The sequence below is a fragment of the Ruegeria sp. AG7 genome (genome assembly GCF_056541545.1).
On sequence record NZ_JBQFYP010000001.1, the window covers coordinates 273,121 to 286,569 of the forward strand.

Genomic DNA, 13,449 nt, shown 5'->3' on the forward strand with positions numbered 1-13,449 from the left:
GGACATCGTCATGAGCCGACTGGATTCCATGCTGCGCCGACTGACGGCCCAACGTGACGGGCTGAACTGGGCAGCCGAACAGATCAGTGGCCAGCCCGGCGATGTGCTGGATATGGGTTTGGGCAATGGTCGCACCTATGACCACCTGCGAGAAATTCTGCCGCACCGCCGGATCTGGGTGATGGATCGTGTGCTGCAATGCCATCCCGAAAGCACCCCACCGGCCGAAGATTTCCTGCAAGGCGAAGCTGAACCCATGCTGCGGAAACTGATGGCCGAGGGGCACAAGATCGCGTTGGCGCATTATGATTTCGGACGCGGCATCAAACACGAAGATGTGGCCGAGGCCGCGCGCCTCAGCCCGTTGATCGCGCAAGTGATGCAGCCCGGTGGGTTGTTGATTTCCGGCCAGCCCCTTGTCGGCTTCAACCAGATCAAAGGGCCCGAGACGATCGCGCCGGACCGTTACCTGTTCTATACGGCCTGATCACGCCACACGGCGACCGCGCGCCCAAACCGAGTTGAGGGCTGGCACACCCGCGCGCATCCGGAAACGGATAACATCGGCGCGGGCATTGGCGCGCAACTCGCCACGATCCTCCAGCCTGGCGGCCTGCGCCGGCGCCAATGTGACGGTCTTCATTCCACGCGCCATATCGCCCCACATTTGACCCAGCATGACCGCAGACAATAACAAGGCCGACGGCACGTAATCCGAGGACATTACGTCCAGATGCCCAAGCTCGGCCAATTCGCGGGCCGCAACATTGCCGGAATGAGAGCCACCGCGTACAACGTTTGGCGCACCCATCATAACCTTGATACCATGTTCATGACACGCCCGTGCGGCCTCCACCGTTGTGGGAAACTCAGCCAGCCGAATGCCGTGACCTGCCGAGACCTTCACCTGATCTTCGGTCGTATCGTCATGACTGGCAAGAACGGCCCCAAATCGGCGCGCGGCCTTGACGGTTTCGACCTCGTGCACATCGCCGTTGCGATCACGTAGGCTTTTCAGCTGAGCCACATGCTGAAAGAACGTATCATCGTCCATTGCATATTTGCCCTTCAGAAAGGATTCCAGCTTGCCCATGTCGCGAAACTGACGCTGGCCGGGGGTGTGATCCATGATGGACACAAGGCCGACCCTATCCTCGGGTCCAAACTCGTCCAGTTCTTCGATCAGTGTCTCGGAACACACCTCTGCCCGCAAATGCAGGAAATGGCTGATCTTAAGCGCATCCTGCTCGCGCAATTCCCACAACTCCCGCGACAGGCCGCGGGCATATTTTCCGTACCGTCCGGCGCCGGACGGGATTGAACCAACCCGCATCGCATCGAACACACTTGTTATCCCCACGCTGGCCAGTTCCGCGTCATGGGCCAGAATGGCGGCGGCATGGGGCCAATGTACATTGGGGCGCGGCTGAATATGGCGTTCAAGATTATCCGTGTGCAACTCGACAAGACCGGGGCTGACATAGTCGCCTTCGCAGTCTATCGCACCTGCGGGAACTGCACTCCCGGTGTCAATTTCGATGATAGTGTCATCCACAATTCGAACACAGCCGGTGACAGTTTCATTCGGCAACACAAGCGTGGCATTGGCAAGGATCAAGTCTTCTGTCATCTGAACTTCACACAATCTGAGGTATTGGAAGGCCACTTAATAGGAGGCCAATGTGACATTCACGCGATACGCGATCTATTTTGCGCCGCCCGCCGGGGCGGCCTGGACGGATTTTGCGACCAGCTGGCTGGGCTGGGACATGGAAAAGGGAATGCAGGTCGCGCATCCGATCATAGGTGGCATCGACATTGCCTCCGTCACAGATGTGCCACGCAAATACGGGCTGCACGCGACATTGAAACCGCCGTTCCGGTTGCGCGATGGCCTGACCTTTGACGAATTGCACCAGGCGTGCATTGCGCTGGCTGCAACTCGGCAGCCTGTCACACTTGACGGTCTGGAAATTGTCCGCCTTGGACGGTTCCTGGCCCTGTGCCCGCTGGGTGAAACGCAGGCGCTGAATGCGCTGGCCGCGGCCTGTGTTCGCAACCTCGACCGGTTTCGCGCACCTGCCACTCAGGCTGAACTGACGCGCCGCCGCGCCGCCGGGTTGACCCCCGAGCAGGACGACAATCTGACCAAATGGGGTTATCCCTACGTGCTGGACGCGTTTCGATTTCACATCACGCTGAGCGGCAAACTGGACAAACCAACCCTCAAGGCAACGCAAGAAGCACTGCAAACCCATCTGAGCCCTTTGCTGCCACAGCCCTTCCAGATCACTGATCTTGCCCTGATGGGCGAGACGAAAGATGGGTGGTTTCACCTGATCCATCGCTACGCGCTTTCCAGTTGAAGGCGGCGCAGGATTTCGGCGACCGTGTCTTCCAGCGCGCCGGAATTGTCGACTTCGATGACCCGGTTCAGACCATCCGGCAACTCCGCGTTGGCGCGACACAACCGCCGCGCCTGCTCGTCTGCGCTTTCCCGTCCCCGCGCGGAAAGGCGCCGCGCCAAAACTCCGGCATTTGCCGTCAGAGAGATCACGATCAGGTCTCCAAACACCTTCTGCGCCTGTAAAAGAACCCGGCGAGAAAGATTGACCAGAACCGCATTCGCCCCCTGACGCTGTCGCAAAATCTCAGCAGGGATACCGTAGAACAGACCATGCGCGGGCCAGCTCAGCGCGAAAGCGCCTGCCTGTTCCATCTGCTGGAATTCTGCGACCGAAACCCGGTCGAAATCCTCGCCTTCTTCGCCTGCGGGGCGGGTGATCACCCTTCGCACGCGCCGGGCGCCGCGCACCTGTGCCTCCAACGCTTCCATGACACTGTCCTTGCCGACGCCCGAGGGGCCAACAATCGCTATGACAGGGGCAAGTGTCATGCCGCCAGTCCCGGCGTGAAGTCGGCGACATTGACTTCGCGGTCACAGACACGCTCACGTGCATCAAGGTCGTGGAATATCCCGACAATCGCCGCGCCACGCCCTTTTGCCTCTTCAATCAGTGACAACACGGTTTCGCGGTTCTGCGCATCCAGGCTTGCCGTCGGTTCGTCCAGCAACATCGCCGGGTAGTCATGGGCAAAGCCACGTGCAATATTCACCCGCTGCTGTTCCCCGCCCGAAAAGGTTGTGGGGCTCAGGGTCCACAAACGCTCAGGAATGTTCAGCCGCTTCAGCAACCCGGTGGATTTCTCCAGCGCCTCAATTCTGTCGCAACCCACGGCCAGCAAAGGCTCTGCCACAACGTCCAGCGTCGGCACCCGCGGCACGACCCGCAGGAATTGACTGACATAGCCCAGCGTTTCCCGGCGGAGGGTCAAGATCTGGCGCGGCTCGGCTTTTGCCACGTCCAGACCTCCTACCAACACCTGACCAGAGGCCGCCAGGTAGTTGCCATAAATCACGCGCATCAGCGTGGACTTGCCCGCGCCTGACGTCCCCGTCAAAGCAACGCACTCACCCGGTTCAACCTTCAGCGACGCTTCTTCCATCACCGGGATAACGACACCGCCCTGATTGTGCAGGGTAAAGCTTTTGCTCACATTGATCAGTTCAATCATTGCTTCACCTTTTCCCAAATACTCAAACCTGCAGAACGCTGGACACAAGCAGCTGCGTATAGGCGTGTTGAGGATCATCCAGCACCTGATCGGTCAGCCCGGCCTCAACCACATGACCATCCTTCATCACCATCAGCCGATCGGCCAGCAGGCGCACTACGGCAAGGTCATGGGTCACGATGATCGCGCTCAGCCCCATTTCACGCACCAAGCCGCGCAAGAGGTCCAGCAACCGCGCCTGAACCGAGACATCCAGCCCCCCGGTCGGTTCGTCCATGAATACCAGCCTCGGACCGGTCACCAGATTGCGGGCAATCTGCAAACGTTGCTGCATTCCGCCCGAAAACGCGGTGGGCCGGTCATCAACGCGGGCCGCCTCGATCTCGACCCGACCCAGCCAGTCAATGGCCTTGTCTCGGATGTCACCATAGTGGCGCTCGCCCACGGCCATCAGCCGTTCACCAATATTGCCTCCGGCACTAACTGACATCCGCAGCCCGTCACGTGCATGCTGATGCACAAAGGCCCAATCGGTACGGCTCAGCATCCGGCGTTCGGGCTCCGACATGGTCACCGTATCCACCGGCCCATTCGCGCGCGTGTCAAAGATCACTTGCCCTGCATCAGGAACCAGATGACCGGCCAGACAATTCAGCAGGGTCGACTTGCCCGAGCCACTTTCACCCACGATCCCCATCACCTCTCCGGGATAGAGATCAAAAGTCACATCCGTGCATCCGATCCGCGCACCATAGAGCTTTTCGATGCCCTTGGCCTGCAACAGGGCGGTCATGCCGCGTTCTCCTCGGCCAGTCGGCCCATATGGCCCGCTTCGCGGCGCGACCGGCAATAATCAGTGTCCGAACAGACAAACATTCGGTTGCCCGCATCATCCATGATGACTTCATCCAGATAGCTATCCTCGGCCCCGCACAGGTCACAGGGATGATCGGCCTTGGTGGCCTCGAACGGGTAATCCTCGAAGTCCAGGCTCACGACCCTGGTATGTGGCGGCACTGCGTAGATGCGCTGCTCGCGCCCGGCACCGAACAGCTGGATTGCATCCATTTCAAGCTTCGGGTTGTCGAATTTCGGGATCGGGGACGGGTCCATCACATAGCGGCTAGACACTTTCACCGGATAGGCGTAAGCGGTCGAGATCGCCCCGTGCTGGCTGATATCCTCATATAGCTTCACATGCATCAGCCCATATTCTTCTAGGCTGTGCATCTTGCGTGTCTCGGTCTCGCGCGGTTCGAGGAAGCGCAGAGGTTCCGGGATCGGCACTTGATAAACGATGATCTGATCTTCGCGCAACTTTGCCTCGGGGATGCGGTGGCGGGTCTGGATCACCGTCGCCTTCTCGGTTTCCTCGGTCGTCTCCACACCTGCGGTCTTTTCAAAGAACTTGCGGATCGACACCGCGTTGGTCGTGTCATCCGCACCCTGATCGATGACCTTGAGCGTATCCTCAGGCGTCAGCGCCGCGGCCGAGACCTGCACCCCTCCGGTGCCCCAGCCATAAGGCATCGGCATTTCACGGCTGGCAAAGGGCACCTGATACCCCGGAATAGCGAGGCCCTTCAGGATGGCCCTGCGGATCATCCGTTTGGTTTGTTCGTCTAGATAGGCGAAGTTGTAGTCAGACATGGGTCAACTCCGGCTCATGCGCAGAAGGATCGCACCCGCAAGGGTCAGCGCGGTTGAGGCGACCTTTTTCAGGTCGAGCCTTTCGTTTAGGAAGGTCACGCCGATGATCAGTGCAAAGATGATCGAACACTCGCGCAAGGCAGTGACCAACGCGATGGGCGCTTGGGTGAAAGCCCAGACAACCAGAACATAGGCGGTGAATGAGGCCGCGCCGCCAAGGACCGCCAGCCACCAAAGGCTGGCTGCCCGCCGCAACAACCCCGGTCGCGCAACCCGCGCCACCAGGGCAAAGCCCAGCGCATTCGCCGCCGTCAGCGTGCCGAAGAAGCCCAGCGCTGTTCCCGCAATGCGCGCGCCTTGCCCGTCGACGATGGAATAGGCGGCGATGAACAACCCAGTGATCAGCGCCAGCCCTGCAGCAGCCATGTTGAAATTGCCATCCGCGCGCCGCACCAGCGCGATCGAGGCGATCCCGACCGAGATCATTGCCATCGCCAATAGCTCGGCCTGGCTGAACGTAACCCCAAAGAACAGCGCCGTACCAAGCGCAACCAAGAGCGGCGAGGCACCGCGTGCGATCGGGTAGACCTGGGTCAGGTCGCCGATCTTGTAGGCCTGAATCAGAAACAGCTGATAGCCCAGATGCAGCCCGATGCCTGCCAGCAGGTAGGGCCAGCACGTCCAATCGAGCGGCTGGGCAAACGGCAGAATAAGGAGGCCGGACAACCCCTGCCCCATCACCACAGCCGTCATCGCGGCGCTTTTGTCCGACCCACCCTTGACCAACGCGTTCCACGTGGCGTGCAGCAGCGCTGCCAGCATTACCACCAGAAAGACAAACCCGCTCATTCCGCAGCCTCCTTTGACGTGATCCGCGCGTCAGCCTCGCGGCGCAGATTGCGGACCAGTTCAAGCTCGGACTGGAAATCCACGTAATGTGGCAGCTTGATGTGTTCGAGAAAACCGGTCGCCTGAATGTTGTCCGCGTGGCTCAGAACAAATTCTTCATCCTGCGCAGGCGCGCCCAGATAGTCTTCACCCAGTTCCTTCCACCGCAGCGCGCGATCAACCAAGGCCATCGCGATGGCCTTTCGTTCAGACTGACCGAAGACGAGACCATATCCACGCGTGAACTGGGGCGGCTCGGTTTTTGAACCCTTGAACTGGTTCACCGTCTCACACTCGGTCAGTTCGACCTCGCCGATTTCGATGGCAAACCCCAACTCGGGGATGTCCATTTCAACCGCAACCTTGCCGATCCGCAATTCACCCACAAACGCGTGGTTGCGCGCGTATCCGCGCTGGGTGGAATAGGCCATGCCCAGCACGAATCCCTCATCCCCGCGTGTCAGCGATTGCAGGCGCAACGGGCGATTGGCGGGGAATTCCATCGGTTCGCGCGTCAGGTCGCCGGGGGTGTCATCACTTGCCGGTTCGTCCTGAATGAGGTCCTCGTCCTTCAGGAATTCGGTGATATGCGGCGTCGGTTCCTGCCGTGCAGGACCTTCCGGAGCATTCGGGACATCACCATCCGCGGCCAGTTTGAAATCCAGCAAACGGTGCGTATAGTCGAAAGTCGGCCCCAGAACCTGCCCTCCGGGCGCATCCTTGAACGTGGCCGAAATCCGGCGGTCGCAGGCCATCTCACCCGTTTCGACCGGATTGGAGTAGCCAAAACGCGGCAGCGTCGTGCGGTAGGCGCGGATCAGAAAGATCGCCTCGATCAGATCGCCCCGCGCCTGCTTGATCGCCAGCGCAACCAGGTCGGGGTCATATAGCGAACCTTCCGCCATGACCCGGTTCACTGCAAGGCTCAGCTGTTCCCGGATCTGCGCAAGGCTCAGTTCAGCCACATCGGTCGCACCCCGGCGCTCTTCGGCCAGCCAGGCATGGGCGTTCTCGATGGCTTTTTCGCCCCCTTTGACAGCAACATACATCGCTTAAGTCTCCGACGTGATCTGCGTGCTGCGGGGCAGGGCCGCAACCCTGTTGCCGCAGGTAAAAAAGAAATCGCACCCCAGGGGATAGAGCATCGCATTCCCCTGAAGCGCCGGAATATCCGGCAGAGACAGGCGCGCGGTCTTTTTGATGCCGGGGCCGCTCAGAACGGCACCGCTCTGCTCTAGCCGGTCGCATTCCACAATCAGGGTTGCTGAACGATCCGGGTATTCCGGCGTTCCGATGCGATAGGCCCTAAGCGGTCCCAATGCGTCCCATGTGCCAACGGCAAAATCAGCCTTTGCTGCGGATACGAGCGGTGCGCCCGTGTGGAAAGTCAGCCAATTGCGGATTGCTTCGGTATCGGTGCCTCCGGCCAGATGAACCCTGGTCTCGGGGTCGCACAACGTCAGCAGCAGTGTACCAGCCGCCACGGACAGGGGCGCTGGGGGTTCGCCGCCCGACAGGACGCGTATGTAGCCCGGGCGCGCCATGACGGTCATCGCCGCGCGGAACGCATATGCGGCATCGACAGGTGCGTTTTGAAAGCCACCGGAAAACTGTGTTTGCACGGCCATCAATCTTCCCCCCGAACCAGCGTGAAAAACTCAACCTTGGTGGCCGCTGCCTTGGCCGCGCGTGTGCTTTTGACCGCCTGCATTTGTTGCTGAAGCGGGTCGAGCAGCCGCGCCTGTACCTCATCTGCCGCCGCGGTCTGCATCATCGCATCAATCAACGCTGCGGCTTCGGCCTTGGGTTTCGACCTGCCCTGAACATAACCGTGACCAACCGTTCCATCCTGCAACACCACAGAACAGCGCGTGACCGTCATTTCGCCCATATTGAACGGCGCTCCGGTACCACCGGTGCGACCGCGCACCATCACGCTCCCGACCTCGGGACGGCGCAGCCAGTCAAAGCTCGGGCGGGTCTCAATCCCATCCCACAAGGTCATCAGGGTGTCGTCAGGTGCACGGGCCAGCAAACTCATCCAATCCCTGCGCGCCCCGGTCGCGATTTCTGTCTGATCTGTCATCAAAGCCTCTTGGCCGGGTTGTCTATTTGAACTATACAACTAGACAAATATTAGCCTGCGTGCGCGCAACACGCAATCTCCAACTGTGTGAAGATTTGATGACATGAGCAAAACGCCGATCTGGAAAAGCATCGCCTTGCGCCTGACCTCGGACATTGCCGAAGGGCGGTATCAAACCAGTGACCGCCTGCCGACCGAAGCGCAGCTGGCCGCCAAATACGGTGTCAATCGCCACACAGTGCGGCGCGCATTGGCCGACATGTCGGAACAAGGTCTGGTTCATGCCCGGCGCGGTGCGGGCGTTTTTGTGGCCGCGCGGCCAACCGACTATCCGATTGGCAAAAGGGTTCGATATCACAAGAACGTCTCGGCCAGCGGCAAGATACCGGGAAAGAAAATTCTGGCCCTGACGACACGCGCGGCAGATGAAGCCGAGGCCGAAGCACTGGGTCTGAGCAAAGGCGACCCGGTGCATGTCTATGACGGGTTATCGCTGGCGGATGGGCAGCCCATAGCCGTTTTTCAAAGCGTCTTCCCGGCAGAACGCTTTCCAAACCTGTTACAGGCGCTGACCGAGACCCAGTCAGTAACAAAAGCCCTGCAACGCAGCGGTATCGCGGACTACACCCGCATCTCGACCCGATTGACCGCGCGCGGCGCGACAGCAACGCAAGCCCTTCACCTGCAACTGTCCGAAGGTGCCCCGGTGCTGTTTTCGGTCGGCATCAACGCGGACCCGGACGGCAGACCCGTCGAATATGGCCGAACCGTATTTGCTGGTGAGCGTGTCACGCTGACGCTGAACGAAGAGTAAACCACAACCCCTGCCGCTCGACCTCGACCTCCTGCCGGGGGTCGCATCCCGTTGGGCATGGTGCGAAAATCGGTTCAGCTGCCTTTCGGGTCAGCATTATTCTGAATATGGGATGAACGGTAATGGAATAAGCTCTGTGACGCTTCTTCAAACGGTTGCGCCGCACTGAACCGAGCTGTTTTCTTGTCACTCCAAACCCGGTTCAGGGCAACAGGAACGGTTTGGGGTCGGGCGTGCGCGGCCAGCGCTTTTTACCCGCCTTACCCTCGATCAGACGACGGCGCAGCCAGCCCGAAAACCAATCCATCAGCATCACCATCAGAATGATCAGGATGATGTAATAGGCGACCTCTTCCCAGTCTTTCTGCGTGATGATTGCCTGCGTCAGCAGTAACCCAATGCCGCCGCCCGTGATTGCACCGATCACCGTCGCACTGCGGGTGTTGGATTCGAGGAAATACAAAAGCTGGCTCAGCAAAACGGGCGTAACCTGAGGGATAACGCCAAACCGATACCGTTGCGGGGCGTTTGCACCCGTGGACTGCACACCTTCGATCTGCTTCTGACCCACATTTTCCAACGCTTCCGAGAAGATCTTGCCGAATGTTCCGGTGTCCGTCACCAGAATGGCAAGCGCACCGGTCAACGGGCCGGGACCAAAGGCGCGAGCCAGAACCACAGTCCAGATCAACGCATCCACGCCGCGCACAAAGTCGAATACACGGCGCGTAGCAAAGCGGATGGATGTTATCCGGTTGAAATTGCGCGTCGCAAGGAAGGCCAATGGCAGGGCCACAATCGCCGCGCCAAACGTGCCCAGAAATGCCATCAGCATCGTCTCGAAGATGGCCCAGGCCACATCCTGATGGCGCCACATCTTGTTGGTCCAGAAATCATTAAAGATCGCACCCGCCTCGCCCGACACCGCGCGTCCGGCCAGTACCGGGAAGGACTTGCCAAAATAAGGACTGTCCAGCGTGAACCAGAACAATTCCCACCCTGTGAAATAGCGGAACACCTCGGACCGGTTGCGGGTGACAGTCAAACGACCTGCGTCCGTGGACACAGACAGCCGGTTCTTGGAGACGTTGATCCACTCAGGAACTTCGCCCTCCGGCAACTCCGCCTGTACACCGGCCGAACGCGTGGGTGTCGCGCGAATGGTGCCATAGCCGGGAATGTCATATTCCACCGTCTGCGCGCCGAAACGCACGACATGACCCTTTTCAAGGTCGATCACAGTCGTCTCGCCCAGTGCCACCCACTCCGGGGCCTGACCATCAGGATAAGCGCCCTTGCGCTCACCTTCGATGGCGGCAGAGACTTCACCGGTGCGATTATCCCGCGCGACATGCGTTTTGTAGCTATAGCTGTCAGCCACCAGCGTCTTGCCATTTGCCCAGTTTGCGCGCCCCACAAGGCCCGACACGTCAAAAGCAAAAAAGACATAGACCAAATAGACGAAAACCAGAGCAGGCAACCCGAAGTTCATCAGCCTCTTGCGGTTGAACAAGCGATCTGCTTCGGCTTTGAGGTCATCGACAGTCAGATTGGTTGCGAAGGTGCTCATGCCAAAGCTCCTTTTTCCGAGCCGTGGGTCAGACGGTCGCGCAGGTAGCCAGACAGCTGGTCGACGACCACGATTGTCACGAACAGAAGGATGAAGATGGCCGCGGCTTCGTCATAACGCCCCTGCCCCCAGGACATGGCATTGCGCAGCTCGTAACCCAAACCGCCCGCCCCAACAAATCCAAGAATGGCCGAGGCACGGATGTTGATCTCGAACCGCAGCAGCGCGTAGCTGACATAGTTCGGCCCGACCTGCGGGATCACCCCCAGATACATCCGCTGTGACCAATTGGCGCCCACGGAATGCAGCCCTTCTACCGGTTTCAGGGAGGCGTTCTCGTTCACCTCGGAAAACAGCTTGCCCAATGCGCCAGCAGTGTGAATAGCGATGGCGATCATCGCGGGAACCGGGCCACCGCCCAGAATGAAGATCAGAACCAACGCAATTACGATCTCGGGAATGGCGCGGCAGATGTCTGATATTCGGCGAAACAGCGGGATCAATGACGGCCACAGCGCCATGCCGCGTGTCGACATCAGGGCGAAAAACGTTCCGAAAATTGTGCCGACAAGCGTCGCCGCCGCCGCGATGTTGATTGTCTCGACCAGGGCTGGGAAGAACGAGACCAGATTGGCTGGCATTTCGGCAATCTTTTCCGCCGCTTCGGACAGAACCTCTGTGGGGTAATCAAGGATACGGTGCCAGCCATCGACAAAGCTGCCGGCATTCCGATTGTCGGCTGTGCGAAACCCTGCCGCCATCAACGACAGGAACAGGATCAGGAGGATACCACCATAGACCCGCTTGCGCCGTGTCATCGCTGTATAGTCGTTGCGGATCTGATCGACGGATAAGGACCCTGCGGTAAGGTCTGTCATGGAATGCTCCTGAAGGGAAAACGGGGTCCGGTACATCGCCAGACCCCGATCATTGGATATGCAGTCTTAGTTGGACTTCAGCTTGCGCGCTTCGATGATGACCTCGTAGGCCTCATGCGTGATAGGATCAAAGCTCTTGGCCTCACCCGCGGCCACGCCGTAGAAACATTCGCGGTCTTTTTCATCCAGCGTGTTCCACAGTTCGGTAACCTGAGCTTTGACATCCTCGGGCAGAGCCTTGCGCAGTACAACCGGACCTTCCGGGATCGGTGCCGATTTCCAGATCTCGACCAGATCGTTCATGTCGACCAGACCAGCATCCACAGCGCGGCGCAGTGCGCCCGACTGATAGCCGTCTTCCCACTCGCCGAGACCATCGGCCCAGGTCACACCGCCATCTACGTCACCGTTGTTCACCGCAACGATGGTCTGCTCGTGACCGCCGGTGAATTTCACCTCAGCAAAATAGTCACCCGACTCCATGGTTGCTCCGGTGGCCTGGGGAATCTCAATCGACGGGATCAGATAACCCGAGGTCGAATTCGGGTCGCCAAAGCCGAAAACCTTGCCCTTCATGTCCTCAAGTGAGGTGATGCCGCTGTCCTTGTGTGCAAACCCAACCGAGTAATAGCCGTAGCCGCCATCGGTGTTCACCTTGACCAGTACCGGCTCAACCGCGTCGGGGTCGCTCAGATAGGTTTTGGCATAGCCCGACGCACCCAGCCAGGCGACATCAATCGTGCCGCCCAGCAGCCCCTGAATCACTCCGTTATAGTCGGCAGGGGCAAACAGTTTGGTCGGAACGCCCAACAGTTCTTCGGTGTATTCGCGCAGACACTCGTTTTTGCTCATCCGGTCCTGAGCGTTCTCGCCACCCAGAATGCCGATGCGGAATTCGCTGATTTCTTCGGCCATGACCGGTGCAGCCAGTGTTGTGGATGCGACCAAGGCAGCAATCAGTTTTTTCATCTGTCTCTCTCCAGTTTGATAACCCCGGCCTCTCACCGGGCCGGGCGATGAAAGGGGTTGGGATGGCTCAGATGGTTGCTTCTGCTTCCATCAGCGCCTTTCGCGTGGCGTCGAGCGTTTCGATTTCCGTTGATGTCGCTTCTTCCGAGAAGCTGGCATCGGCGCCATAGATCTCGCGGGCGACGCCTGTGGTCAGTTGCTCGGGCAGCCCATCGAAGACGATGCGCCCGTCGCGCATCCCAACCACGCGGTCGCAATAGCGACGTGCTGTGTCCAGCGTGTGCAGGTTGGCGATGACGGTACGGCCATCTTCTTCGTGGATGCGGCGCAGCGCCTGCATCACCACCTGTGCATTCATCGGGTCCAGCGAGGCAATTGGTTCATCCGCCAGAATAATCCTCGGGTCCTGCATCAGCGCCCGCGCAATCGCCACGCGCTGTTGCTGGCCGCCCGACAAGGCCTCGGCCCGTTTCGGAGCGTGTTCCGCAATTCCCAACCGGTCCAGAATGTCGATGGCACGGTGAATTTCATCCATCGGGAACAGGTTGAACATAGCGGCCAGCGTCGAATGACGGTTGAGCGTGCCATGCAGCACGTTCGAAACCACATCCATGCGCGGCACCAGGTTGAACTGTTGGAAGATCATCGCGCAATCAGCCTGCCAGGCGCGTTTCTCACGGCCTTTCAGTTGGGTGATGTCCCGACCCTCAAACAGGATTTCGCCTTCGCTGGCATCCGTCAGGCGGTTAATCATCCGCAGCAGGCTGGACTTACCCGCGCCCGACCGTCCGATGATCCCGATCATGCACGGCCTGTCCACATCCAGCGTCGCGGCATTCACGGCAACATTGTCACCAAAGCGTTTGGTCAGTTTCTTGATACGCAGCACGTGCCACCCCCAATTCGTGTTGGCGGACTGCTACAGATGCCGTTCAAAGGATATGTGTCAGCGTAGTGAAAGTTTTGTAACGCCCCGGCGCGCGGGGGGTATCCATCGCTCCGCCTCACGGGTATACGC

General features: G+C 59.5%; 16 protein-coding genes. 3 read left to right on the forward strand and 13 right to left on the reverse strand.

Features of this window, described 5'->3' with window-relative positions:
- Positions 1-10: 10 nt before the first annotated feature.
- Positions 11-487 carry a class I SAM-dependent methyltransferase gene (locus ACR0BF_RS01360; protein ID WP_480473829.1) on the forward strand — a complete coding sequence of 159 codons (477 nt, stop codon included), beginning with the start codon at positions 11-13 and terminating at the stop codon, positions 485-487.
- On the opposite strand, the gene ACR0BF_RS01365 is transcribed toward ACR0BF_RS01360, so the two are convergent.
- Positions 488-1,630 (reverse strand): alpha-D-ribose 1-methylphosphonate 5-triphosphate diphosphatase, encoded by a 1,143-nt coding sequence (locus ACR0BF_RS01365; RefSeq protein ID WP_480624121.1) that lies wholly within the window; start codon positions 1,628-1,630, stop codon positions 488-490.
- A gap of 52 nt (positions 1,631-1,682) precedes the next feature.
- Here ACR0BF_RS01365 and ACR0BF_RS01370 point away from each other — a divergent pair, with 52 nt between their 5' ends.
- Positions 1,683-2,366, forward strand: coding sequence for a DUF1045 domain-containing protein (locus ACR0BF_RS01370; protein WP_480624122.1), 684 nt, complete (start codon positions 1,683-1,685; stop codon positions 2,364-2,366).
- Here the strand turns inward: ACR0BF_RS01370 and phnN are convergent.
- From phnN to phnG, 8 genes are read right to left on the reverse strand one after another with little or no spacing between them, the layout of a single operon-like run.
- The gene (gene phnN, locus ACR0BF_RS01375) at positions 2,348-2,896 is read right to left on the reverse strand and encodes a phosphonate metabolism protein/1,5-bisphosphokinase (PRPP-forming) PhnN (RefSeq protein ID WP_480518668.1); all 549 of its coding nucleotides are present in this window, start codon (positions 2,894-2,896) and stop codon (positions 2,348-2,350) included. The two genes, ACR0BF_RS01370 and phnN, sit on opposite strands and share 19 nt — an antisense overlap.
- Positions 2,893-3,576, reverse strand: a complete 684-nt coding sequence (phnL, locus tag ACR0BF_RS01380) for a phosphonate C-P lyase system protein PhnL (protein ID WP_480473833.1) — start codon at positions 3,574-3,576, stop codon at positions 2,893-2,895. The genes phnN and phnL overlap by 4 nt, the downstream gene beginning before the upstream one ends.
- Positions 3,577-3,598: 22 nt before the next feature.
- On the reverse strand, positions 3,599-4,369 hold the full coding sequence (gene phnK / locus ACR0BF_RS01385; protein WP_480518663.1) for a phosphonate C-P lyase system protein PhnK: 771 nt from the start codon (positions 4,367-4,369) through the stop codon (positions 3,599-3,601).
- Entirely contained in the window at positions 4,366-5,226 is an 861-nt protein-coding gene (locus tag ACR0BF_RS01390) for an alpha-D-ribose 1-methylphosphonate 5-phosphate C-P-lyase PhnJ (RefSeq protein ID WP_480605128.1), read from the reverse strand. Before ACR0BF_RS01390 ends, phnK begins: the two co-directional genes overlap by 4 nt.
- A gap of 3 nt (positions 5,227-5,229) precedes the next feature.
- Entirely contained in the window at positions 5,230-6,075 is an 846-nt protein-coding gene (locus ACR0BF_RS01395) for an EamA family transporter (RefSeq protein WP_480624123.1), read from the reverse strand.
- Entirely contained in the window at positions 6,072-7,163 is a 1,092-nt protein-coding gene (locus ACR0BF_RS01400) for a carbon-phosphorus lyase complex subunit (RefSeq protein ID WP_480624124.1), read from the reverse strand. The genes ACR0BF_RS01395 and ACR0BF_RS01400 overlap by 4 nt, the downstream gene beginning before the upstream one ends.
- A 3-nt stretch (positions 7,164-7,166) precedes the next feature.
- Positions 7,167-7,742, reverse strand: a complete 576-nt coding sequence (phnH, locus tag ACR0BF_RS01405; protein WP_480624125.1) for a phosphonate C-P lyase system protein PhnH — start codon at positions 7,740-7,742, stop codon at positions 7,167-7,169.
- Positions 7,742-8,200 carry a phosphonate C-P lyase system protein PhnG gene (phnG, locus tag ACR0BF_RS01410; protein ID WP_480624126.1) on the reverse strand — a complete coding sequence of 153 codons (459 nt, stop codon included), beginning with the start codon at positions 8,198-8,200 and terminating at the stop codon, positions 7,742-7,744. Before phnG ends, phnH begins: the two co-directional genes overlap by 1 nt.
- Before the next feature lie 103 nt (positions 8,201-8,303).
- Here phnG and phnF point away from each other — a divergent pair, with 103 nt between their 5' ends.
- Complete coding sequence (phnF, locus tag ACR0BF_RS01415; protein ID WP_480518651.1) at positions 8,304-9,014, forward strand: phosphonate metabolism transcriptional regulator PhnF; 711 nt, start codon at positions 8,304-8,306, stop codon at positions 9,012-9,014.
- A 202-nt stretch (positions 9,015-9,216) separates the two neighbouring features.
- On the opposite strand, the gene phnE (ACR0BF_RS01420) is transcribed toward phnF, so the two are convergent.
- The 4 genes from phnE (ACR0BF_RS01420) to phnC form a co-directional block, all read right to left on the reverse strand.
- A complete protein-coding gene (gene phnE, locus ACR0BF_RS01420) occupies positions 9,217-10,584 on the reverse strand; it encodes a phosphonate ABC transporter, permease protein PhnE (RefSeq protein WP_480624127.1) in 1,368 nt (455 codons plus the stop codon).
- On the reverse strand, positions 10,581-11,462 hold the full coding sequence (gene phnE, locus ACR0BF_RS01425) for a phosphonate ABC transporter, permease protein PhnE (protein ID WP_480624128.1): 882 nt from the start codon (positions 11,460-11,462) through the stop codon (positions 10,581-10,583). The genes phnE (ACR0BF_RS01420) and phnE (ACR0BF_RS01425) overlap by 4 nt, the downstream gene beginning before the upstream one ends.
- 66 nt (positions 11,463-11,528) lie before the next feature.
- The gene (gene phnD, locus ACR0BF_RS01430; protein ID WP_480605140.1) at positions 11,529-12,431 is read right to left on the reverse strand and encodes a phosphonate ABC transporter substrate-binding protein; all 903 of its coding nucleotides are present in this window, start codon (positions 12,429-12,431) and stop codon (positions 11,529-11,531) included.
- Between the two features lie 67 nt (positions 12,432-12,498).
- Positions 12,499-13,320 (reverse strand): phosphonate ABC transporter ATP-binding protein, encoded by an 822-nt coding sequence (phnC, locus tag ACR0BF_RS01435; protein ID WP_480554577.1) that lies wholly within the window; start codon positions 13,318-13,320, stop codon positions 12,499-12,501.
- Positions 13,321-13,449 lie beyond the last annotated feature (129 nt).

What these genes read in the sequence shown, in the direction of transcription:
- ACR0BF_RS01360 (WP_480473829.1), top strand. Translation starts at nt 11, where the DNA reads ATGAGCCGACTGGATTCCATGCTGCGCCGACTGACGGCCCAACGTGAC.
- ACR0BF_RS01365 (WP_480624121.1), bottom strand. Translation starts at nt 1,630, where the DNA reads ATGACAGAAGACTTGATCCTTGCCAATGCCACGCTTGTGTTGCCGAAT.
- phnN (WP_480518668.1), bottom strand. Translation starts at nt 2,896, where the DNA reads ATGACACTTGCCCCTGTCATAGCGATTGTTGGCCCCTCGGGCGTCGGC.
- phnL (WP_480473833.1), bottom strand. Translation starts at nt 3,576, where the DNA reads ATGATTGAACTGATCAATGTGAGCAAAAGCTTTACCCTGCACAATCAG.
- phnK (WP_480518663.1), bottom strand. Translation starts at nt 4,369, where the DNA reads ATGACCGCCCTGTTGCAGGCCAAGGGCATCGAAAAGCTCTATGGTGCG.
- ACR0BF_RS01390 (WP_480605128.1), bottom strand. Translation starts at nt 5,226, where the DNA reads ATGTCTGACTACAACTTCGCCTATCTAGACGAACAAACCAAACGGATG.
- ACR0BF_RS01395 (WP_480624123.1), bottom strand. Translation starts at nt 6,075, where the DNA reads ATGAGCGGGTTTGTCTTTCTGGTGGTAATGCTGGCAGCGCTGCTGCAC.
- ACR0BF_RS01400 (WP_480624124.1), bottom strand. Translation starts at nt 7,163, where the DNA reads ATGTATGTTGCTGTCAAAGGGGGCGAAAAAGCCATCGAGAACGCCCAT.
- phnH (WP_480624125.1), bottom strand. Translation starts at nt 7,742, where the DNA reads ATGGCCGTGCAAACACAGTTTTCCGGTGGCTTTCAAAACGCACCTGTC.
- phnG (WP_480624126.1), bottom strand. Translation starts at nt 8,200, where the DNA reads ATGACAGATCAGACAGAAATCGCGACCGGGGCGCGCAGGGATTGGATG.
- phnF (WP_480518651.1), top strand. Translation starts at nt 8,304, where the DNA reads ATGAGCAAAACGCCGATCTGGAAAAGCATCGCCTTGCGCCTGACCTCG.
- phnE (WP_480624127.1), bottom strand. Translation starts at nt 10,584, where the DNA reads ATGAGCACCTTCGCAACCAATCTGACTGTCGATGACCTCAAAGCCGAA.
- phnE (WP_480624128.1), bottom strand. Translation starts at nt 11,462, where the DNA reads ATGACAGACCTTACCGCAGGGTCCTTATCCGTCGATCAGATCCGCAAC.
- phnD (WP_480605140.1), bottom strand. Translation starts at nt 12,431, where the DNA reads ATGAAAAAACTGATTGCTGCCTTGGTCGCATCCACAACACTGGCTGCA.